16 protein-coding genes, 2 tRNA genes and 1 riboswitch are annotated in these 20,692 nt (G+C 70.7%); of the genes, 11 read left to right on the plus strand and 7 right to left on the minus strand.

Going from position 1 to position 20,692, the window contains the following annotated elements; all coding sequences use genetic code 11:
* Positions 1-97 precede the first annotated feature (97 nt).
* The 3 genes from ACZ6R9_RS20410 to ACZ6R9_RS20420 form a co-directional block, all read right to left on the minus strand.
* Positions 98-502, minus strand: coding sequence for a type II toxin-antitoxin system VapC family toxin (locus ACZ6R9_RS20410; RefSeq protein WP_380483427.1), 405 nt, complete (start codon positions 500-502; stop codon positions 98-100).
* Positions 503-696: 194 nt separating this feature from the next.
* Positions 697-1,599: a hypothetical protein gene (locus ACZ6R9_RS20415; protein WP_465539433.1), complete on the minus strand. Its 903-nt coding sequence runs from the start codon at positions 1,597-1,599 to the stop codon at positions 697-699.
* A gap of 89 nt (positions 1,600-1,688) precedes the next feature.
* Positions 1,689-2,207 carry a SigE family RNA polymerase sigma factor gene (locus ACZ6R9_RS20420; RefSeq protein ID WP_380483423.1) on the minus strand — a complete coding sequence of 173 codons (519 nt, stop codon included), beginning with the start codon at positions 2,205-2,207 and terminating at the stop codon, positions 1,689-1,691.
* A gap of 314 nt (positions 2,208-2,521) precedes the next feature.
* Here ACZ6R9_RS20420 and acnA point away from each other — a divergent pair, with 314 nt between their 5' ends.
* From acnA to ACZ6R9_RS20440, 4 genes are all read left to right on the plus strand, one after another.
* Entirely contained in the window at positions 2,522-5,167 is a 2,646-nt protein-coding gene (gene acnA / locus ACZ6R9_RS20425) for an aconitate hydratase AcnA (RefSeq protein ID WP_380483421.1), read from the plus strand.
* A gap of 541 nt (positions 5,168-5,708) precedes the next feature.
* A complete protein-coding gene (ngcE, locus tag ACZ6R9_RS20430) occupies positions 5,709-7,115 on the plus strand; it encodes an N-acetylglucosamine/diacetylchitobiose ABC transporter substrate-binding protein (protein WP_465539435.1) in 1,407 nt (468 codons plus the stop codon).
* Positions 7,116-7,191: 76 nt separating this feature from the next.
* Positions 7,192-8,124, plus strand: coding sequence for a carbohydrate ABC transporter permease (locus tag ACZ6R9_RS20435; RefSeq protein WP_043914005.1), 933 nt, complete (start codon positions 7,192-7,194; stop codon positions 8,122-8,124).
* 13 nt (positions 8,125-8,137) lie between these two features.
* Positions 8,138-9,076, plus strand: coding sequence for a carbohydrate ABC transporter permease (locus ACZ6R9_RS20440; protein WP_380483416.1), 939 nt, complete (start codon positions 8,138-8,140; stop codon positions 9,074-9,076).
* A gap of 77 nt (positions 9,077-9,153) precedes the next feature.
* Here ACZ6R9_RS20440 and pepN read toward each other — a convergent pair whose 3' ends face one another.
* Positions 9,154-11,721 (minus strand): aminopeptidase N, encoded by a 2,568-nt coding sequence (gene pepN, locus ACZ6R9_RS20445; RefSeq protein WP_465539438.1) that lies wholly within the window; start codon positions 11,719-11,721, stop codon positions 9,154-9,156.
* A gap of 190 nt (positions 11,722-11,911) precedes the next feature.
* Between pepN and ACZ6R9_RS20450 the strand changes: the two genes are divergently transcribed.
* Entirely contained in the window at positions 11,912-12,547 is a 636-nt protein-coding gene (locus ACZ6R9_RS20450) for a mycothiol-dependent nitroreductase Rv2466c family protein (protein ID WP_465539440.1), read from the plus strand.
* Positions 12,548-12,596: 49 nt separating this feature from the next.
* Here ACZ6R9_RS20450 and ACZ6R9_RS20455 read toward each other — a convergent pair whose 3' ends face one another.
* Positions 12,597-14,003 (minus strand): amino acid permease, encoded by a 1,407-nt coding sequence (locus ACZ6R9_RS20455; protein ID WP_465539442.1) that lies wholly within the window; start codon positions 14,001-14,003, stop codon positions 12,597-12,599.
* A gap of 278 nt (positions 14,004-14,281) precedes the next feature.
* Between ACZ6R9_RS20455 and ACZ6R9_RS20460 the strand changes: the two genes are divergently transcribed.
* Complete coding sequence (locus ACZ6R9_RS20460) at positions 14,282-14,878, plus strand: biotin transporter BioY (protein WP_465539444.1); 597 nt, start codon at positions 14,282-14,284, stop codon at positions 14,876-14,878.
* A gap of 69 nt (positions 14,879-14,947) precedes the next feature.
* The gene (locus ACZ6R9_RS20465) at positions 14,948-15,433 is read left to right on the plus strand and encodes a ribose-5-phosphate isomerase (RefSeq protein ID WP_043913997.1); all 486 of its coding nucleotides are present in this window, start codon (positions 14,948-14,950) and stop codon (positions 15,431-15,433) included.
* A 68-nt stretch (positions 15,434-15,501) separates the two neighbouring features.
* On the opposite strand, the gene ACZ6R9_RS20470 is transcribed toward ACZ6R9_RS20465, so the two are convergent.
* Positions 15,502-16,755, minus strand: a complete 1,254-nt coding sequence (locus tag ACZ6R9_RS20470; protein WP_465539446.1) for a GNAT family N-acetyltransferase — start codon at positions 16,753-16,755, stop codon at positions 15,502-15,504.
* A gap of 169 nt (positions 16,756-16,924) precedes the next feature.
* Here ACZ6R9_RS20470 and ACZ6R9_RS20475 point away from each other — a divergent pair, with 169 nt between their 5' ends.
* The 3 genes from ACZ6R9_RS20475 to ACZ6R9_RS20485 all read left to right on the plus strand — a co-directional run bounded on the left by ACZ6R9_RS20475 (position 16,925) and on the right by ACZ6R9_RS20485 (position 20,227).
* Entirely contained in the window at positions 16,925-18,136 is a 1,212-nt protein-coding gene (locus ACZ6R9_RS20475) for a PP2C family protein-serine/threonine phosphatase (RefSeq protein ID WP_380483403.1), read from the plus strand.
* 387 nt (positions 18,137-18,523) lie between these two features.
* Complete coding sequence (locus ACZ6R9_RS20480) at positions 18,524-18,718, plus strand: hypothetical protein (RefSeq protein ID WP_035862776.1); 195 nt, start codon at positions 18,524-18,526, stop codon at positions 18,716-18,718.
* Between the two features lie 372 nt (positions 18,719-19,090).
* Positions 19,091-19,244, plus strand: a riboswitch (cyclic di-AMP (ydaO/yuaA leader).
* A gap of 5 nt (positions 19,245-19,249) precedes the next feature.
* Positions 19,250-20,227: a M23 family metallopeptidase gene (locus tag ACZ6R9_RS20485; protein ID WP_465539449.1), complete on the plus strand. Its 978-nt coding sequence runs from the start codon at positions 19,250-19,252 to the stop codon at positions 20,225-20,227.
* Positions 20,228-20,362: 135 nt separating this feature from the next.
* Here the strand turns inward: ACZ6R9_RS20485 and ACZ6R9_RS20490 are convergent.
* A tRNA-Gly gene (locus tag ACZ6R9_RS20490) sits at positions 20,363-20,436 on the minus strand.
* 149 nt (positions 20,437-20,585) lie between these two features.
* Between ACZ6R9_RS20490 and ACZ6R9_RS20495 the strand changes: the two genes are divergently transcribed.
* Positions 20,586-20,659, plus strand: a tRNA-Pro gene (locus tag ACZ6R9_RS20495).
* Positions 20,660-20,692 lie beyond the last annotated feature (33 nt).

The raw sequence follows: 20,692 nt of genomic DNA on the forward strand, positions 1-20,692 counted from the left end.
CACGCCGCCGTGCCGCACCGCCACCCGCAACCACCCGTACGAGAACGCCCGGCCCAGCGCGGGCCCGAAGCGGCAGGCCCCGGACCGGCCGGAGGTCTCAGCCCGCGGCTGTGATGCCGCGGATCTCGCAGCGCGGCCCGCTGGCGCGCATCAGCCGCAGGTCGGCGGTGATCAGCGGGGCACCGCAGTACTCGGCGACCGCGACGTAGGCGGCGTCGTCCGGGGTCAGGTTGTCCTTGAGTTCCCAGATCCGGTCGAGCAGCGGGGCGATCTCCACCTTGCGGATCGTCAGCTCCGACAGCCGGCGGGCGATGTCGGCCGCCTGCGCGGCCGTCACCTCCTTGGCGAGGTAGAGCCCGCGCAGGGACTGCATCACCTCGATCAGCACATGCTCGGGCGCGACCCAGTCGGGGTCGGCGGCCAGCGCGGCCCGGGCCGCGGCCCCGCGCGGCCCCTGGTCGGCGAGCGAGAGAACCACCGCAGAAGCGTCCACCACGATCACCCGCCCACGGTAGCCCGCCCGTGTCGCAGCACGGCACCGGGGGCCCAACCGCCGCTCCCACCACCCAGGTGCGTGCCCACCGCACAGGTCCGCTCCCACCGCGCAGGTCCGTGCCCACCGCGCAGGTCCGCCCCCGCCACGCAGGTCCGCTCCCACCACCCAGGTCCGTGCCCGCCGGGCACCAGGGCGCCCCGCTACGGCGTGGTCCCGTCTCCCGTCGGGCCCTGGCTCGGCCAGGTGCCCGTACCCGAATCCGGCGTCCTGAGCGACGGGCTCGGCTGGTCCGCCGGGACCTGGTGGGTGAAGGTCTTCACCTGCTGCTCGGCGAGCTCGGCCTGCCGGCGGTCGATGGTGGGCTGCCAGTCCGTGGAGAGCGCCCACTTCGAGACGGTGCTCAGGGGCACCGCCGGTTCCGTCCCCGCCATACCTGTGACGGAGAGGGAGATCTGGACGCCGTCGCGCGGCCGCCGGAGCTTCGTCGCGTAGCCGATCTGCTGGCTGTCGCTTCGGAAGGTGTACATCACTCCGTACTCGCCGTTGAGGCCCCTGACGGGTTCGCAGAGCACGGTGCCGGGGCGGTCGGCGCAGTCGAGACGTTCGGAGGTCGGCAGCGGCCCGTTGCCGGCGGCCAGCACTTCGATCTCGATCGTGCTGATCCGCTTGGTGCCGCGCTCGTGCACCCGGGCGACGATGACGGTGCGCCGGTCGGTGCTGACGGGGTTGGCGTTGCTGCTCCAGCTGTCGACCACCAGGTCGGGTCCGATCAGACGGCCGAGCACGACCATGCCGGCGGCGCCGGTCAACGGCACCGGGTCCGGCGGCAGGGTGGCCTCCGGTGCGGGGGCGGATGGTGCCGAGTTGCCGGCGCCGGGGGAGACGGCGGCGGTGGGCGTGCCGGGGCGCAGCAGCAGTCCGCCGCCGAGCGCCAGACCGGCGACCGCGACGACGGCCCCGCCGAGTGCGGCCCGCCGTCGCCGCCGGATGGCGCTGCCCTCGGCGGTGGCCCCGGCGACGAGCAGGCCGAGGTCGGGCACGGCGTCGCCGACGGCCCATTCGAAGACGTCGCTCAGCTCCGGCTCGGCCTCGGGCTGGGGCATGGGGGTCTCTCGCTTTCTGGTGGTCGGGCGGTCGGGTCGCGGGGCAGCCGACCGGCCGGTTCGGAGACGGGGGAGTGGCGCGGGCTCGGTCACGACGCCAGGGTGTCCAGCTGCGGGGCGAGTTGACGGCGCAGCCGGGTGAGGGCGCGCAGCGCGCGGACCCGGACGGTGCCGGGGGCGAGCTGGAGTTCGGCGGCGGTCTCCTCGACGCTGCGGTCCTCCCAGTACCTCAGCACCAGCACGGCCCGGTCCTTGGGCGGCAGTTCGGCGAGTGCGGCGAGCAGGGCGACGCGCAGTGCCGGGTCGGTGTCGGGGGCGGCCTGTTCCGGGAGGTGGTCGAGGCCGGGCAGTTCGGTGCTGCGGCGCAGCCGCCGGTGCGATAGGTAGCAGCGGAGCAGGACGGTGCGGGCGTAGGCGACCGGGTTGTCGGCCTGCCGGACGCGTCCCCAGGAGGCGTAGATGCGGGCGAGCGCGGTCTGGGTGAGGTCCTCGGCGAGGTGCCAGTCGCCGCACAACAGCAGGGCGGTGCGGAACAGTGCGGTGCCGCTGGCGTGCGCGAACTCCTCGAACTCGCGCCGCTCCTCGGCCCGTCGCCGCCCCATCGCCATCCGCACCCCTTGCCACGTGCCGCGTTCCGGCGGCCCGCCAGCCGTTTGCGGCGCCGCTCGGTACATGAAGACAGATGCCCCGGGGCTGCGGTTGCGTTACAGGATGTGCCGGTGAAGTTTGGACGGAGCCATGCACTATGGTTTATCTCGACATCGAGATACATTCCGCGTTAGACTTTATCTTGACGTCAAGATACTTGCCGAGAGGCGCAGGCCCCGCGTTCGGCGGGCCTCCATCTTCGGCCCGGTAGGCGGCGGCCGTCAGGTCAGCCAAGGCTTACCTTATCACCGGGTGGACCAAGAAGGAGTCAGTCGTGTCCGCGAACAGCTTCGACGCCCGCAGCTCGCTGCAGGTGGGCGACGAGTCGTACGAGATCTTCAAGCTCTCCGCCGTCGAGGGTTCCGAGCGGCTGCCGTACAGCCTCAAGGTCCTGCTGGAGAACCTGCTCCGCACCGAGGACGGCGCCAACATCACCGCCGACCACATCCGCGCCCTGGGCGGCTGGGACCCGACGGCCGAGCCGTCCGAGGAGATCCAGTTCACCCCGGCCCGCGTGATCATGCAGGACTTCACCGGCGTGCCCTGCGTGGTCGACCTGGCCACCATGCGTGAGGCCGTGAAGGAGCTGGGCGGCGACCCGTCCAAGATCAACCCGCTGGCGCCGGCCGAGCTGGTCATCGACCACTCCGTCATCGCCGACAAGTTCGGCACCCCGGACGCCTTCGTCCAGAACGTCGAGATCGAGTACGGCCGCAACAAGGAGCGTTACCAGTTCCTGCGCTGGGGCCAGACCGCGTTCGACGAGTTCAAGGTCGTCCCGCCCGGCACCGGCATCGTCCACCAGGTCAACATCGAGCACCTGGCCCGCACTGTCATGGTCCGGGGTGGCCAGGCGTACCCGGACACCTGCGTCGGCACCGACTCGCACACCACCATGGTCAACGGCCTGGGCGTGCTGGGCTGGGGCGTCGGCGGCATCGAGGCCGAGGCCGCGATGCTCGGCCAGCCGGTCTCGATGCTGATCCCGCGCGTGGTGGGCTTCAAGCTGAACGGTCAGCTGCCGGCCGGCACCACCGCCACCGACCTGGTGCTCACCATCACCGAGATGCTGCGCAAGCACGGTGTGGTCGGCAAGTTCGTCGAGTTCTACGGCGAGGGCGTCACCTCGATCCCGCTGGCGAACCGCGCCACCATCGGCAACATGTCGCCGGAGTTCGGCTCGACCTGCGCGATCTTCCCGATCGACGCCGAGACCATCAACTACCTGAAGCTCACCGGCCGCGACGCGCAGCAGCTCGCCCTGGTCGAGGCGTACGCCAAGGAGCAGGGCCTCTGGCACGACCCGTCGGTCGAGCCGGTCTACTCCGAGTACCTGGAGCTGGACGTCTCCACCGTCGTCCCGTCGATCTCCGGCCCGAAGCGCCCGCAGGACCGCGTGATCCTGGCCGAGGCCGCCGAGAAGTTCGCCGAGGCGCTGCCGACCTACTCCGCCGAGGCCTCGAAGCCGACCGCCGTCACCGCCGCCGACGGCTCGTCCTACGAGATCGACAACGGCGCGGTCGTGATCGCCTCGATCACCTCCTGCACCAACACCTCCAACCCCTCCGTCATGCTGGGCGCCGCCCTGCTGGCGAAGAAGGCCGTGGAGAAGGGCCTCACGGTCAAGCCGTGGGTCAAGACCACCCTGGCGCCCGGCTCCAAGGTCGTCATGGACTATTACGAGAAGGCCGGCCTGCTCCCGTACATGGAGAAGCTGGGCTTCAACCTGGTCGGCTACGGCTGCGTCACCTGCATCGGCAACTCGGGCCCGCTGCCCGAGGAGGTCTCCGCCGCGGTGAACGAGTCCGACCTGGCGGTCGTCTCGGTGCTCTCCGGCAACCGCAACTTCGAGGGCCGGATCAACCCGGACGTCAAGATGAACTACCTGGCCTCCCCGCCGCTGGTGGTCGCCTACGCCCTCGCCGGCAACATGAACATCGACCTGACCAAGGACGCGCTGGGCCAGGACGCCGACGGCAACGACGTCTTCCTCGCCGACATCTGGCCGTCGGAGCAGGAGGTGGCCGATGTGGTCGCCGGCTCCATCGACCAGGACATGTTCACCAAGGACTACTCGGACGTCTTCGCCGGCGACCACCGCTGGCAGTCGCTCCCGGTCCCGACCGGCAACACCTTCGAGTGGGACGCCGAGTCCACCTACGTCCGCAAGCCCCCGTACTTCGAGGGCATGGCCAAGACCCCGAGCCCAGTGACCGACATCGCCGGCGCCCGCGTGCTGGCCAAGCTGGGCGACTCGGTCACCACCGACCACATCTCCCCGGCCGGCAACATCAAGCCGGGCACCCCGGCGGCGCAGTACCTCACCGAGCACGGTGTGGAGAAGCGTGACTTCAACTCCTACGGCTCGCGCCGTGGCAACCACGAGGTCATGATCCGCGGCACCTTCGCCAACATCCGCCTGCGCAACCAGATCGCGCCGGGCACCGAGGGCGGCTACACCCGCGACTTCACCCAGGCTGACGCGCCGGTGTCGTTCATCTACGACGCCTCGCAGAACTACCAGGCCGCGGGCATCCCGCTGGTGGTCCTGGCCGGCAAGGAGTACGGCTCCGGCTCGTCCCGCGACTGGGCGGCCAAGGGCACCGCGCTGCTCGGCGTCAAGGCCGTCATCGCCGAGTCCTACGAGCGCATCCACCGCTCCAACCTGATCGGCATGGGCGTCCTGCCGCTGCAGTTCCCGGCCGGCCAGAACGCCGACTCGCTGGGCCTGACCGGCGAGGAGACCTTCGAGATCACCGGTGTCACCGAGCTGAACGAGGGCCGCACCCCGAAGACCGTCAAGGTCAAGGCTGGCGCGGTCGAGTTCGACGCGGTGGTGCGCATCGACACCCCCGGTGAGGCGGACTACTACCGCAACGGCGGCATCCTGCAGTACGTGCTGCGCAGCCTGATCGGCTGACAGAGCGTCACTGAAGAGCCGCACCGCTCCCGCGTGGAGTGGTGCGGCTCTTTGCCATTTCCGGGCGGCCGGGCCGGCAGCGACAGCCCGGAGGTGGCGACCCGTAAGGCCCGCTACGTTCAGGGCAGCATGATCGTCGCTCTGGACAAGGGGCTTCGGGACGACTGAGACTGAGGGTCCGTCAGGCGATCACCGCGCGCAGCTTTGCCGTCACAGTTCCCTAACGTGATGCGCGAAGCTGCGCGTTTCTATGTTCAAACGAACATAACCGCGCTAGATTCGCGATCAGGTCTGGCGCGGACACGTAATGTGCAGGGTCCCTGCACATTGCACATGCTGCACCGCCGACAACGCTTTGACTGTCAGGTTTGTTATCAGACCGGCGGCCTATTGCTGTCAGATGAACAGTGGACTATACCTTTGCGCATCATCACACCGCCTCTGACCGGCATATTCGCCGCTGGGCACCTTTCGGGCCAAGGAAGTTGACGCGACGTCAACTCCGGCTCACATCTTCTGGAACTGAGGGGTTAGGGCACGCATGGGCTCTGCAACTGAGTACAACCGCCGCGACCTGTTCAAGCGCGCGGCCGCGATCACCGTCCTGGCGGCCGGCAGCAGCTCGCTGCTCGCGGCCTGCGCCGGCGGTACCGGGAGCTCCGACAAGGGCACCAAGGCGGCGAGTGGCTTCAACCTGAGCGACGCCAAGAACCCGTTCGGGGTCAAGGACTCCGACGGCCTCGAGGTCTTCATCTTCGACGGCGGCTACGGCAACGAGTACGCCAAGGCGTTCGAGGCGATCTACTCGAAGCAGTTCCCCGGTGCGAAGGTCAACCACCAGGCCGACAAGGACGTCACCGGCAAGCTCCAGCCGCGCTTCAACGCCGGCTCCCCGCCGGACGTCATCGACGACTCGGGCGCCAAGCAGATGAAGCTGGACGTCCTCGCGGACTCCAACCAGCTCACCGACCTGGCCCCGCTGCTGGACGCGCCCTACATCGACGACCCGTCGAAGAAGGTCCGCGAGGTGCTGATGCCCGGCACGATCGAGTCCGGCACGGTCAAGGGCAAGGTCTACAACCTGTCCTACGTGTACACCGTCTGGGGCTGGTGGTACTCCGGCAAGCTGTTCAAGGACAACGGTTGGACCGCGCCGAAGACCTGGGCCGAGTTCATCACCCTGTGCGAGCAGATCAAGGCCAAGGGCATCGCCCCGGTCGCGCACCAGGGCAAGTACCCGTACTACATCAACGTCGTCATGATGGACATGATCGCCAAGCAGGGCGGCCTGGACCTCATGAAGCGGATCGACACCCTCGACGCCACCGCGTGGGACGACCCGGCCGTGAAGACCGTGCTTGACGCGTTCTACCAGATCGTCGACAAGGACTTCCTGCTCCCCGGCACCAACGGCATGACCCACACCGAGTCGCAGACGGCGTGGAACCAGTACAAGGCCGCGTTCATCCCGTCCGGCTCCTGGCTGGAGAACGAGCAGCTGCCGACCACCCCGGCCGACTTCGACATGAAGTTCCTGCCGATGCCGTCGCTGCCCGGTGACAAGCTGCCCTTCGAGGCCATCCGCGCCGGTGCCGGTGAGCCGTTCATCGTCCCGTCGAAGGCCAAGAACGTGGCCGGCGGCCTGGAGTTCCTGCGGATGATGCTGACCAAGGAGGCCTCGGGCAAGTTCGCCCAGACCGCCAACAGCCTCACCTGCCTGAAGGACGGTGTCGGCCCGGAGGTCCAGCTGAAGCCGGGCACCGCCTCCACCGTGGTGGCGCTGAAGGCCGCGGGTGCCAACACCTTCAACTTCCAGTACATCAACACCGCGTCCAAGTTCGACGAGGACCTGCAGAATGCCTCCGGCGAGCTGATGGCCAAGCGCATCGGTCCCGACGAGTGGATCAAGCGCGCCAAGGAGTCGGCCGCCAAGAACAAGACCGCCTGATCGGTCACTCGATCAGCGCACCGGGGGCACCGAGGCGCCCCCGGTGCGTCTTCCTGACGGACAGGAGAAAGTGACCATGCGTCACGGCAAGTACCCCTTCATCGTGGGGTTCCTCTTCCTTCCGATCGTGCTGTACGTCGGCCTGGTGCTCTGGCCGTACCTGCAGACCTTCGGATACTCCCTGACCAACTGGTCCGGGGCGAGCCAGGAGATGGATTTCATCGGCCTGGACAACTACACGAGACTCCTCGATGACGAGGTCTTCGCCGGTGCCCTCTGGCACAACCTGCTGCTGCTGATCCTGCTTCCGGTCGTCACCATCCTGATCGCGCTGTTCTTCGCCTTCATGCTGAACGTCGGCGGCAAGGGCGGCACCGGTGGCGTGCAGGGCGTCAAGGGCGCGCCGTTCTACAAGGTCGTCTTCTTCTTCCCGCAGGTGCTGTCGATCGCCATCCTCGCCGTGCTCTGGGGCGCGGTGTACCGCACCGACCAGTCCGGCCTGGCCAACGGCATTCTGATCAAGCTCGGCCTGGCCACCGTGAACGACCCGGTGCAGTGGCTGTCCGACCCTGACCTGGTCATGTGGTGCGTGCTGGCGGTGCTGGTCTGGTCCGGCGTCGGCTTCTACCTGGTGCTGTTCTCGGCCGCCATGCAGGGCATCCCGAAGGACATCTACGAGGCCGCCCTGCTGGACGGCGCCAAGCGCGGTCAGACCTTCTTCAAGATCACCCTGCCGCTGCTCTGGGAGACCGTCCAGACCGCCTGGGTCTACCTGGCCATCGTCGCCATGGACGCCTTCGCGCTGGTCTCCTCGATCACCCCCGGCGCGTACTTCGGCGGTGGTCCCGACCACCACAGCGAGCTCATCTCGACCTACCTGATGCGCAGCTTCCTGCGCAACGGTGAGGCGGGCTACGCCTGTGCGATGGGTGTGGTGATCTTCTTCTTCACCCTCATTCTGACCATCGTCTCGCTGTGGGCCACCAAGCGCGACAAGATCGAGTACTGAGCGGGGACCGGACATGAGCACTCTCGACAAGACCGCGAGCGTCCCCGGTCAGCGCGGCAGCAAGCCCAAGCCGGGCAAGGACCAGCGCTTCGCCGACAGCGGCGGCGTACTGAACGTCTTCTCGCACGGCTTCCTGGCCATCTGGGCCGTGCTGATCCTGCTGCCGCTGCTCTGGGTCGTGCTCGGCTCGTTCAAGACCGACGCGCAGATCAACGGCTCGGCCTGGAGCTGGCCGGCCCACTGGGGCTTCGACGCCTTCTCCCGCGCCTGGTCCAAGGGCATCGGCGGCTTCTTCGCCAACACCGTCATCGTGCTGCTGGGCTCCGTCACCTTGACGATGCTGCTCGGCTCGATGGCCGCCTACGTGCTGGCCCGCTACGAGTTCAAGGGCAACCGGTTCATCTACTACCTGTTCGTCGCGGGTTCGATGTTCCCGGTGTACCTGGCCCTGGTGCCGCTGTTCTTCATGGTCCGCAACCTCGGTGAGATCTCGCCGTACCTCGGTCTGAACAGCTACGCCGGCCTGATCCTGGTGTACGTCGCGTACTCGCTGCCGTTCACCGTGTTCTTCATGTACTCGTTCTTCCGCACCCTGCCGAGCGCGGTGCACGAGGCCGCGATGCTGGACGGCTGCTCGCACACCCGGACGTTCTTCCAGATCATGGTGCCGATGGCCAAGCCCGGCCTGATCAGCGTGGGCATCTTCAACGTGCTCGGCCAGTGGAACCAGTACATCCTGCCGGTCACCCTGATGCAGCCCACCACGGCCGGCGAGGCCGACCACTCGATGCTCGCCCAGGGCCTGGTCAACCTGGCCCTGCAGTCCGGCTACAAGAGCGACGCCCCGGCGCTGTTCGCCGGTATGACGATCGCGATGCTGCCGGTGCTGGTGGTGTACCTGTCCTTCCAGCGCCAGGTCCAGGCGGGTCTGACCTCCGCCACCCTCAAGTAGCGTCCGCCGTACGGCAGAAGGCCCGGCCCCCGTTCCAACTCGGATCGGGGGCCGGGCCGTTGTGCACGGGTGGGCTACTACTGGGCGTCGCAGGCCTGGGCGCGCAGGGCGCGGGCCAGGTCGTCGCGGCACTCCAGCACCAGGCGGCGCAGCGCGGGCGCGGCCTCCTGGTGGGCGGTCAGCCAGGCGTCGGTGGCCGCCAGGGTCTCGGGCGTGGTCTGGTAACGCGGGTAGAAGCCGCCGACGATCCGCATCGCGATCTCGATCGAGCGGTCCGCCCAGATCGACTCCAGCATCTCGAAGTACGGCTCGGCGTAGGCGGCCGTCAGCTCGCGCTGCCCGGCCTGGTTGAAGCCGGCGATCTGCGCCTCGACCAGGGCGTTGGGCAGTTCGTCGGAGTCGACGACCGAGGACCAGGCGGCGGCCTTGGCGCCCGGGGTGGGCAGTGCGGCCAGGCACTGGGTGTGCTGGCGGCGGCCGCTGGCGGTGTTGTCGCGGGCCAGTTCGGCGGCCAGCTCCTCGGTGTCGGCCGCGCCGTTGGTGGCGAGGGACAGCCAGAGGTTCCAGCGCAGTTCCTGGTCCACCGTCAGGCCGTCGATCCGGGTGGTGTCCTCCAGCAGGCCGCGCAGCAGCTGCAGGTGGTCGGCGCGTTCGGCGGTGTCGGCCAGGAAGCGGGCCCAGGCGAGTTGGTGGTCGCTGCCGGGGGCGGCCTGGGAGAGTTCGCGCAGCGCGATCTCGGCGAGCGCGGTGCCGTAGTCGGCGCGGCGGGCCGGGTCGGCGTACAGCTCCAGGGCGGTGCCGGCCTGCTGGTGCAGGGACTGCAGCACGCCGATGTCGGACTCCCGGCCGGCGAAGCGCTGCACCAGGTCGAGGTAGTCGCGGGTGGGCATCAGCCCGTCCCGGGTCAGGTTCCACACCGCGGACCAGGCCAGCGCCCGGGCCAGGCCGGTCTCCCCGGTGAGGTCGCCGAGGCCGGTGCGCAGGGTCTCCAGCGAGCGCTCGTCGAAGCGGACCTTGCAGTACGTCAGGTCGTCGTCGTTGAGCAGCACCAGCGCGGGCAGCGAGCGGCCCGCCGCCTCGGCGACCACGGTGCGGGCGCCGGTGACGTCCAGCTCGTAGCGGTCGGTGCGCCGCAGCGAGCCGTCCTCGGCGCGGTCGTACAGGCCGACCGCGATCCGGTGCGGGCGCAGCACCTCGCCGTCCTGGCGGATCGCCAGTTCGGTGATCCGGCCCTCGGCGTCGTGTGCGACCTCGGGGGTGAGGGTGTTGACGCCGGAGGTCTGCAGCCAGGCGGCGGACCAGGCGCGCAGGTCGCGGCCGCTGGTCTCCTCCAGGGCGTCCAGCAGGTCGCCGAGGACGGTGTTGCCGAACGCGTGCTTCTTGAAGTAGCGGCGGGCGCCCTCGAAGAACGCGTCCCGGCCGGCGTACGCGACCAGCTGCTTGAGGACGGACGCGCCCTTGGCGTAGGTGATGCCGTCGAAGTTGAGCTTGGCGTCTTCCAGGTCGCGGATGTCCGCGGTGATCGGGTGGGTGGTGGGGAACTGGTCCTGCCGGTACGCCCAGGCCTTGCGGCGGTTGGCGAAGGTGATCCAGGCGGAGCGGTACTTGGTGGCCTCGATCTGCGCGAACGAGCCCATGAAGTCGGCGAACGACTCCTTCAGCCACAGGTCGTCCCACCACTTCATGGTGACCAGGTCGCCGAACCACATGTGCGCCATCTCGTGCAGGATCACGTTGGCGCGGGACTCGTAGGCGGCCTCGGTGACCTTCGAGCGGTAGATGAACTCCTCGCGGAAGGTCACGCAGCCCGGGTTCTCCATGGCGCCGATGTTGTACTCGGGGACGAAGCACTGGTCGTACTTGCCGAACGGGTACGGGTAGTCGAACTCGTCGTGGAAGAAGTCCAGGCCCTGCTTGGTGACGGTGAGGATCTCGTCGGCGTCGAAGTACGGGGCCAGCGACTGGCGGCAGGTGGTGGCGAGCGGGATCTCCAGCACGGTGCCGTCGGGCAGTTCGCGCGAGTAGTGGCCGCGCACCACGTGGTACGGGCCGGCGACCACGGCGGTCAGGTAGGTGGAGATCGGCTTGGTCGGCGCGAACTCCCAGGTGCGGGTGTCGCCGTCCTCGGTGATCCGGGCGGGCACCGCGTTGGCGTACACGTCCCAGGCCGCCGGGGCGGTCACCGTGAAGCTGAACGGGGCCTTCAGGTCGGGCTGTTCGAAGTTGGCGAACACCCGGCGGGCGTCGGCCGGCTCGTAGTGGGTGTACAGGTAGGTCTCGCCGTCCGCCGGGTCGACGAAGCGGTGCAGGCCCTCGCCGGTGCGGCTGTAGGCGCACTCGGCGACCACCGTCAGCTCGTTGCGGTCGGCGAGCTCCGGCAGCGCGACCCGGGCGCCGTCGAACACCTCGGCCGGGTCGAGCCGGCGCCCGTTCAGCTCGACCGAGACCACCTCGGGGGCGAGCAGGTCGGCGAAGCTGGACGCGCCCGGGGTGGCGCAGTCGAAGGAAATCCGGGTGGTGGAACGGAAGGTGGGCCGGCCGGGGTCGGCCGCCGCACTCACGTCCAGGTGGACGCGGTAGCTCTCCACCCGGATGATCCCGGCCCGGTCTCGGGCCTCCTCACGGCTCAGGTTTTTACCCGGCACGGCGGTACTCCTCTGTATGGAACACACGGCTTTGGGAGTGTTCATGGCACCCCTTCGGGGGCATCCTTTCACGCCGTTCCCGCGGTGCCATTGCACTGGATGAGGAATCATCACGCCCGGGCCCGGGTTGGGGTTCCGAGGGGGCGACGCCCCCGCACCTTCTCGATCGCCGACACCGAGGACGCCGCCCGTGAGCACCGCTGACACTCGCAAGACCGCCGACTTCTGGTTCGACCCGATCTGCCCGTGGGCCTGGATGACGTCCCGCTGGATGCTGGAGGTCGAACAGCTCCGCCCCGTGGACACCCGCTGGCACGTGATGAGCCTGTCCGTCCTCAACGAGAACCGCGAGGACCTGCCCGAGCAGTACCGCGAGCTGCTGGCCGCCGGCTGGGGCCCGGTGCGGGTACTGATCGCCGCTGCTGAGGCGCACGGCGAGGAGGTGCTCGGCCGGCTCTACACCGAGCTCGGCACCCGCTTCCACAACCAGGGCCTGCCCAACACCCGGGAGACCGTGGTCGCCGCACTCACCGCCGCCGGGCTGCCCGCCGAGCTCGCGGACGCCGCCGACACGGACGCCTACGACGAGAAGCTGCGCGCCTCGCACGCGGCGGGCATCGGCCTGGTCGGCGAGGACGTCGGCACCCCGGTGATCGCCGTGGACGGCCCGGACGGCGACCGGATCGCCTTCTTCGGCCCCGTCGTCACCCCGACCCCGCGCGGCGAGGCGGCCGCCCGGCTCTGGGACGGCACGCTGCTGGTCGCCTCCACGCCCGGCTTCTACGAGATCAAGCGCACCCGCACCGCGGGGCCGTCGTTCGAGTAGCCCGCACCCGCAGAAGCCCCCGCATCCGATGCGGGGGCTTCTGTGCGCGTCAGGCCGCCGGTGCCGCCCGACGGCTGCGCAGGTGGCCGACGACGGCCAGTACGACCGTCAGGCCGGCGGTGAAGTACAGCTGGATGCGGTTCGCGGAGTCCAGCGTCATCAGCACCAGGACCACCGCGATCGCGGCCAGCGCCGCGTACGTCAGGTACGGGAACGCCCACATCCGGACGGGGAGCTGCGCCGCCGGCAGCTTCCGGCGCATCCGCAGCTGGGCGACGGCGATGAAGGCCCACACCACCAGGACGGCCGCGCCGACCATGTTCAGCAGCCAGGAGAAGACCGTCTCCGGCCACCAGTAGGACAGCAGCACGGCGAGGAACCCGAACCCGCAGGACGCCAGCACGGCGCGCCGCGGCACGCCGCCGGAGACGCGGGCCAGCGCGCGCGGGCCGTGGCCGCGGGCGATCAGCGAGTGCGCCATCCGGGAGGAGCCGTAGATGTTGGCGTTCATCGCGGAGAGCAGCGCTATCAGCACCACCACGTTCATCAGCTCCGCGGCCCCCGGGATGCCGAGGGTGTGCAGCACGGCGACGTAGGGGCCGGGCCGGACCACGGACGGGTCGTCCCACGGCACCAGGGTGACGATCACCGCCATCGAACCGACGTAGAACAGGGCGATCCGCCACATCGCGGTGCGCACCGCGAGGGCCACGCTGCGCCGGGGGTTCTCCGACTCGGCGGCGGCGATGGTGACGGTCTCCAGCCCGCCGTACGCGAAGACCGAGGCCAGCAGTCCGGTGACCAGTCCGGCGGTGCCGTGCGGCAGGAAGCCGTGGTGACCGGTCAGGTTGGAGGTGCCGGGGGAGGAGGTGCCGGGCAGCAGGCCGAGCACGGCCAGGACGCCGATCACCAGGAAGGCGCTGATCGCGAGCACCTTGACCGCGGCGAACCAGAACTCGAACTCGCCGAAGTTGCGGACGGCGGCCAGGTTGGTGACGCAGAAGAAGGACATGAAGACGGCGACCCAGATCCAGGACGGGACGCCGGGCAGCCAGCCGGAGACGATGCCGGCCGCGCCGATCGCCTCCACGGCGACACCGACACACAGCAGCACCCAGAACAGCCAGCCGGCGGTGAACCCGGCCCACGGGCCGATCTCGCGCTCGGCGTGCACCGAGAACGAGCCGGAGGCGGGGCGGGCGGCGGACATCTCGCCGAGCATCCGCATGACCAGCATCACCAGCAGCCCGGAGGCGGCGAAGGCGAGTACCACGGCGGGCCCGGCGGCGGCGATCCCTGCGCCGGAGCCGACGAAGAGGCCGGCCCCGATCACTCCACCGAGCGCGATCATCGACAGGTGGCGCTGCTTGAGTCCGTGGGCCAGGCCGGCGTCCTCGGCAGCGCCGACGGCGTCCGGCCTGGCGGACGCGCGGGCTGAGGTGGGAGTACGGGTCATGCGGGGGGATTTCCAGACTGTGCGACAGCCCGACCATTTCGGCGGGATCTGTCCACTATTCGGCATATGGCGTGGACGCCCCAATCGGGACCGGCATCCGGACGCCTTTCCGACGGACCGTGACGACCACGCCACCGTGTGCACTCGGTGAGGGCTTGGTCACAGGCCGGACCCGACAAGCCCGGCCCGGTCGGCTTTGTCGTGCCCCGACGCGGCGGCCGAGCTCCGGCGCGGCTAGGTTCACTGGTGATCAATCCATCGGAAACCCGGGAGCAGCCATGGCCATCGCCGCGTCGATACCGTCCACCGCCGTCCTCGCCGACCTGCTGCCGCAGGCGTCCACCCGGATCGGCGCGCGGGCCCGCGACCTGGCCCTGGTGGCCGGTGGCGCCGCGCTGACCGGCATCGCCGCCCAGCTGTCCGTTCCCGTGCCGGGCTCGCCGGTGCCGGTGACCGGACAGACCTTCGCCGCGCTGCTGGTCGGCACCGCGCTCGGCGCCCGCCGCGGCGCCGCCGCGCTCGGCCTGTACCTGGTGGCCGGCGCGGCCGGCCTGCCCTGGTTCGCCGAGGGCACCTCCGGCGCGGGCATGGCCACCTTCGGCTACGTGATCGGCTTCGTGCTGGCCGCCGCCCTCACCGGCGCGCTGGCCCGCCGCGGCGCCGACCGCAGCCCGTTGTACACCGCGGGTGCGATGGCGCTCGGCAGCCTGGTGATCTACGCGGTCGGCGTGCCGTACCTGGCTTACGCCCTGGACGTCCCGCTGGCCAGGGCCGCGAGCCTCGGCATGTACCCGTACCTGATCGGCGACGCGCTGAAGATGGTGCTCGCGATGGGCGCCCTGCCGCTCACCTGGAAGCTCCTCGGCCGCCGCTGACAACCCGTCCCCACCGGGCCCGCCGCCCCTGCCGGGGTGCGGGCCCGGTGGCATGTCACACTCGTGTCCATGCGCGTCTACCTGGGCTCCGACCACGCCGGATACGAACTGAAGAACCACCTCGTCGAGTGGCTGAAGGAGGCCGGGCACGAGCCGGTCGACTGCGGCCCGCACATCTACGACGCCGAGGACGACTACCCGCCGTTCTGCCTGCGGGCGGCCGAGCGCACCGCCGCCGACCCCGAGGCGCTGGGCGTGGTGATCGGCGGCTCCGGCAACGGCGAGGCGATCGCCGCCAACAAGGTCAAGGGTGTCCGCGCCGCGCTGGCCTGGAGCGAGCAGACCGCCGCCCTCGGCCGCGAGCACAACAACGCCAACGTGATCTCGGTCGGCGGCCGGATGCACACCCTGGACGAGGCCACCAAGTTCGTCGAGATCTTCCTCAACACCCCGTACAGCGGCGAGCCCCGGCACACCCGCCGGATCGAGATGCTCTCCGAGTACGAGACCACCGGCGAACTGCCGCCCGTCCCGGCCCACCACCCGCAGGGCTGATCCGGCCACAACGCACCGCGCCCGCCCGGGAGTTGTCCCGGGCGGGCGCGCGCCTTCCAGCGGGCTGATCAGAAGCTGTGCGGCAGCCAGGGCTCCAGGCCCGAGCGGAACGCCGCCGACACCGGCTCCAGCGCCCCCGGCCGCAGCTCCCGCACCAGCCCCGCCGCGGCCAGCGCCACCAGCGAGGTGCCGCCCAGGTAGGCCGAGCCCAACTCGCGGACGTCCAGCTCCAGTTCGGCCGGCTCGTCGGTCCGCACGCAGGAGGCCGGCTTCCCCGGCGCGGCCGTCAGCCGCCAACGGCCCGCGTTCCACGGGCAGAACGCGTCGGTGACCTCCAGCACCACGTCCACCGGCTGCGCCCAGCCGCGCGCCTCGAGCGCCTTCGGCAGATCCACCAGCCGCACGAACATGGCGTCCACCAGCCGGGGCGTCAGATGCCGGACGTCCGACACCAGGTGCAGCAGCGGGTCGTCGGCCGGCAGGTTGAACGCCTCCACCCGCTCGGTCAGGTCCAGGTCCAGCAGGAACTCCCACAGCCGGGCGTACACCCAGGGCTGCTCCGCCTGCACCGTGCGGACCCGGACCACCCCGGCCGCGCCGCGCTCGTTCCACTCGCTCTTCACCGCGTACCTGGCGTAGCCGAGCAGCTCACCGGTGGCCGGGTCCTCCGCCACCACCGACTGCAACGCGGAAAAGCCCCCGCGGGACTGAGGCGCGTCCAGCACCGGCAGCTTCTCCCAGCCGGGCCGGCGCAGCAGCATGCCCGGACGGCCGGTGGCGAGACGGGCGTACAGCTCCTCGCAGCGCGCCAGTTCGGCCGCCGGATCGACCAGCCGCAGCACCACATCGCCACGCCGCTCCGGGGTGTGCACCCGCACCCGGCCGCGGGCCATCGACACCACCGCCTTGCGGGTGGCCTGCCCGTAGCCGAACCGCCCGTAGATCGCCGGCTCGGACGCCGTCAGCACCGCCAGCGACTCCCCGGCCGCGCGCACCTCGTCCAGCTGGCGGCGCATCATGGCGGTCAGCGCGCCGCGCCGCCGGTGGGTGGGCAGCACGCCCACCATCGTCACACCCGCCGCCGGGACCACCGCACCGCCCGGCACCACCAGCCGGAAGCTGAACGCGGACGCGGTGCCGACGATCCGCTCGCCCTCGCAGACCGCCAGCGAGCGCTCCACCTCCGTCAACTCGTGCCACAGCGCCCGCTCCTCGGGTGCCTCGCCGGCCCCGCCGAAGGCCACGTCCAGCACGTCGTACCAGGTGTCCCACTCCTCGGCGCGCAGCGGCCGTACGGACAGATCGGGGTGTCGAATCGTCATGAGGCCCTGCCTACCACCCGATCCGGAACCGCGCGACCGATTTGTCGCGCCCATGCCGTCACCCGATATCCGGCGCACGGCCGAAACCCGCCGGAGCGTGCCACCCCCGTTGCACTCGGTGCCACCGGGCCGTCGACGCGCGCACCGGCGGTGGATAAGGTCGGTCCCCATGGCCGGCAGTGCGCGCCCCAGAGCGACGGGCCGGGACGGCGGACCGTCCCGCGAGCCCGTGACGGCCCGGCTGCGCGCTGCGCTGTACCGGGCCCGACGCAGGCTGCGCCGCACCGGCGTCGACTACTTCCGCGGCGACGGCGCCGACTGGTGGGCGTTCGCCGCCCTCGCCCTCGCCGTGCCCGTCCTGGTGCTCCTGAACATCCTGCTCCCCGACTGGGCCCCGCCCACCGCCCTGGTGCTGCCCGTGCTGGCCGGCGCGCTGCTGCTGCGCCCCGGCACCCTGGTGCTGCTGTACGCCGTCGCCGCCGCCGGACTGATCACCGAATCCCTGGTGCACACCGGCGAACGCGTCGCCAGCGCGCGGCCCGAGGCCTACACCCACGGCGTCACCCCCGGCTCCGCGTTGGTGGTCGGCGCGGTCGGCGTCGCCGGACTGCTGGTCGCCCAGTTCCGCCGCCGGATCGGCGTGCCCTGGCGCGGCGGCTCCACCATGCTGTTCGACCTGCGTGAACGGATCCGGATCCAGGGCCGCTTCCCGCACCTGCCCGACGGCTGGCACACCGACACCGCGCTGCGCCCGGCCGGCGGCCAGTCCTTCTCCGGCGACTTCATGGTCGCCGCCCGCACCGGCCCCGGCGGGCGGATGCTCGAAGCCGTCCTCGCCGACGTCTCCGGCAAGGGCATGGACGCCGGCAGCCGCGCCCTGCTGCTGTCCGGCGCCTTCGGCGGCCTGCTCGGTTCGCTGCCCGCCCACGACTTCCTGCCCGCCGCCAACGGCTACCTGCTGCGCCAGGACTGGGCGGAGGGCTTCGCCACCGCCGTCCACCTGGTGGTCGACCTGGACACCGGCGAGTACGAACTGCTCTCCGCCGGCCACCTGCCCGGCATGCACCGCCTCGCCGGGGCCGGGTACTGGGAGGTCAAGGAGGCCGAGGGCCCGCTGCTCGGCATCTACGACGAGGCCAAGTTCGAAGGGGTGCGCGGCACCCTCGGCCCCGGCGACCTCCTGATGCTGTGCACCGACGGCATGGTGGAGATCCCCGGCCGCGACCTCACCGAGGGCATGGACCGGCTGATGGGCGAGGCCGACCGGCTGGTCGCCACCGCCCCCGGGGCGGTCCGGTCCGGCGCCGCGGTCCGGCTGATCGACACCGTCGCCAAGCACGTCAACGACGACCGCGCGGTGCTGCTGATCTGGCGCCGCTGAACTCCCGTCAGGTGCAGACTCGGTGAGCGCGGAGTGTCCACGGAGTGTCAAACCCGGGCGATGATCTTCGGCCAATTCCGGTACGCCGCCCGGGCCGGGCGCCGATGCCGGATCTGCCTGCCGGTTTGCCGCGCCGGCCAGCACCGACCGCCGCCCGCCGACGGGTTGTCAGAACCAGTCCGCTATCGTCGCGGTCGGCGAAAATCAGTCCTGCCAGGCGGGTTCGGGCACCGAGCGACCGGGCAAGTCCTTTACGCACTCAGCACGAGAGACCACACTGAGTCCGGATGGAGTGGTGGGGACACGGGGGGCAGGGGCCGGTTTCCGCCTGGGAGCCAACGCCGGCTTCCACCGAACCCCCGCCATGAATCGAGGAAGTGAGTCCCGGTGGCCTTCTCCGTCTCCGCGCTTGTCCTGTTCGGCATCATCGTCGCGATCTTCATTCGCAACAAGCAGCTGAAGACCGGGCACGCCATCGTCGCCGCCCTGTTCGGCTTCATGCTCAGCCAGTCGACCATGGCCGGCCCGATCCAGCAGTTCCTCACCTCGGTCTCCAAGGCCATCGCGTCGATCGCGGGCTGACGGCCTGTCGGCTCCCCGGCGGCACGCCACGACGGGCGGGATGCACCCCCGCGCCGTCCATTCGGCCTGCCCGCGGGTGACCAGGCTCACCCGCGACGTCACGCCAGGTCCGCGCCCGAACGCGCACGGTGGCCGAAGTCGCCCACCGTGCGGGGTTCGTACGCGCACCGTCATGATCCCGTACGCGCACCGCAGTGGCGGTGTCGGCACAGCGTGACCTGGTGGATCGTCAGCCCCTTCCCGATCCCGGGAGCGGGGCCGATCGGCGTTTGCCAGCCTCACGGGCCGTGGGATTTGCTTCCTCCGCAGCCCGGCCAGTGACCGGGCGGGCCACCGGACGGAACGCCTAGTCCTGCCGTCGTCCGGTGCCGACCAGATACCACGCCACGGCAGGAGCGGGGGAACCACAGGTAAGTCGCCGGGCCCGGGAACAACCGGGAACGGCTCGGGGTGAAGCCGCAGTTCCGCGGCCGGGCAACTCTCGCCCGAACCCGACAGCTCACCTCGCAGGCGTCGGAGAGGAACGCCTTCATGTCCGCTCAGGGCAAGCACCGCAAGCCGCGCCTGGCCACCATCGCCCGGATCGCCATCGCCACCGGTGTGGCCGGCGCCGCGATCGGCCTCCCGGTCACCGCCGCCTCCGCGCACACCTCCACCGACCAGGCCGGCAGCCGCCCGGCCACGGTCACGGCGGAGGCCACCCCCGTCGCCGACGCCGCCGCCCCGCACAGCTACCGGGTCGCCTCCGGCGACACCCTGTCCAAGATCGCTGCCGCGCAGCACGTCGACGGCGGCTGGGAGAAGCTGTACCAGGACAACCGTTCCGTGGTCGGCGGCAACCCCGACCTGATCTTCCCCGGCCAGAAGCTGGCGATCAACGGTCAGGCCGCCGCCCCCGCGAAGGCCCCGGCCGCCAAGTCCACCTCCACGGACACCGCCGCCGCGCCGAAGGCCGCCGTCAAGCCGGCCGACACCACCAAGCCGGCCGCCACCGGCACCGTCAAGTCGGCCACCACCGGCACCGTCAAGGCCCAGCCCGTGCCCCCGGCCCCGGCCGCCACCGCGGTCACCGCCGTCCCGGCCGCCGCGAGCACCAGCGCGTCCGCCACCTACGTCGCCCCCGCGCCGGGCAAGGTCACCACCGGTTACAAGGTCGCCGGCTCCAACTGGGCCTCCGGCTACCACACCGGCATCGACTTCCCGGTCGCCACCGGCACCAGCCTCAAGGCCGTCGCCGCGGGCACCGTGGTCTCCGCAGGCAACGGCGGCGCCTACGGCAACCAGGTCATCATCAAGCTGGCCGACGGCAAGTACGCCCAGTACGCCCACCTGTCCTCGATCTCCGTCTCGGCCGGCCAGGCCGTGACGGCGGGTCAGCAGATCGGTCTCTCCGGCGCCACCGGCAACGTGACCGGCCCGCACCTGCACTTCGAGATCCGCACCACCCCGAACTACGGCTCCGACATCGACCCCGTCGCCTACCTGGCGGCCCACGGCGTCAACGTCTGATCCCCGCCTCACCCCCCGAAGGCCCCGCGCAGCCACCCAGGCTGCCCGGGGCCTTCGGGCTGTCCAGGAAGCGGCGGCCGCGCCGTGGAACGGCAACGGCCCCGACTGCGTTGGCAGTCGGGGCCGTTGGCCGCGTGGAGCGGGTGACGAGAATCGAACTCGCGTGACCAGTTTGGAAGACTGGGGCTCTACCATTGAGCTACACCCGCAAAGGCGTACCCGCACCGCGTCGTGGTGGCGAGGACTGGATCAGGGTACCTGGTCGAGCCGGTGGATTGCACACTCCTTCCGCGTTGTCGGCTCGCGAATATCGCCCCGGCCGGAGGCGGCCCGACGTGTACTCTTCTGCTCGGCACCACGGGGTGTGGCGCAGGTTGGTAGCGCGTCCGCTTTGGGAGCGGAAGGCCGTCGGTTCGAATCCGGTCACCCCGACCGTGCGGCAGGGTCTCGTCCGTGGGCGGGGCC

This window comes from Kitasatospora sp. NPDC048662 (assembly GCF_055587065.1).

Excerpts from the sequence above, each read along its gene's own strand:
- ACZ6R9_RS20415 (WP_465539433.1), bottom strand. The coding sequence starts at position 1,599 with ATGCCCCAGCCCGAGGCCGAGCCGGAGCTGAGCGACGTCTTCGAATGG.
- ACZ6R9_RS20420 (WP_380483423.1), bottom strand. The coding sequence starts at position 2,207 with ATGGCGATGGGGCGGCGACGGGCCGAGGAGCGGCGCGAGTTCGAGGAG.
- ngcE (WP_465539435.1), top strand. The coding sequence starts at position 5,709 with ATGGGCTCTGCAACTGAGTACAACCGCCGCGACCTGTTCAAGCGCGCG.
- ACZ6R9_RS20435 (WP_043914005.1), top strand. The coding sequence starts at position 7,192 with ATGCGTCACGGCAAGTACCCCTTCATCGTGGGGTTCCTCTTCCTTCCG.
- ACZ6R9_RS20440 (WP_380483416.1), top strand. The coding sequence starts at position 8,138 with ATGAGCACTCTCGACAAGACCGCGAGCGTCCCCGGTCAGCGCGGCAGC.
- ACZ6R9_RS20455 (WP_465539442.1), bottom strand. The coding sequence starts at position 14,003 with ATGACCCGTACTCCCACCTCAGCCCGCGCGTCCGCCAGGCCGGACGCC.
- ACZ6R9_RS20460 (WP_465539444.1), top strand. The coding sequence starts at position 14,282 with ATGGCCATCGCCGCGTCGATACCGTCCACCGCCGTCCTCGCCGACCTG.
- ACZ6R9_RS20465 (WP_043913997.1), top strand. The coding sequence starts at position 14,948 with ATGCGCGTCTACCTGGGCTCCGACCACGCCGGATACGAACTGAAGAAC.
- ACZ6R9_RS20470 (WP_465539446.1), bottom strand. The coding sequence starts at position 16,755 with ATGACGATTCGACACCCCGATCTGTCCGTACGGCCGCTGCGCGCCGAG.
- ACZ6R9_RS20475 (WP_380483403.1), top strand. The coding sequence starts at position 16,925 with ATGGCCGGCAGTGCGCGCCCCAGAGCGACGGGCCGGGACGGCGGACCG.
- ACZ6R9_RS20485 (WP_465539449.1), top strand. The coding sequence starts at position 19,250 with ATGTCCGCTCAGGGCAAGCACCGCAAGCCGCGCCTGGCCACCATCGCC.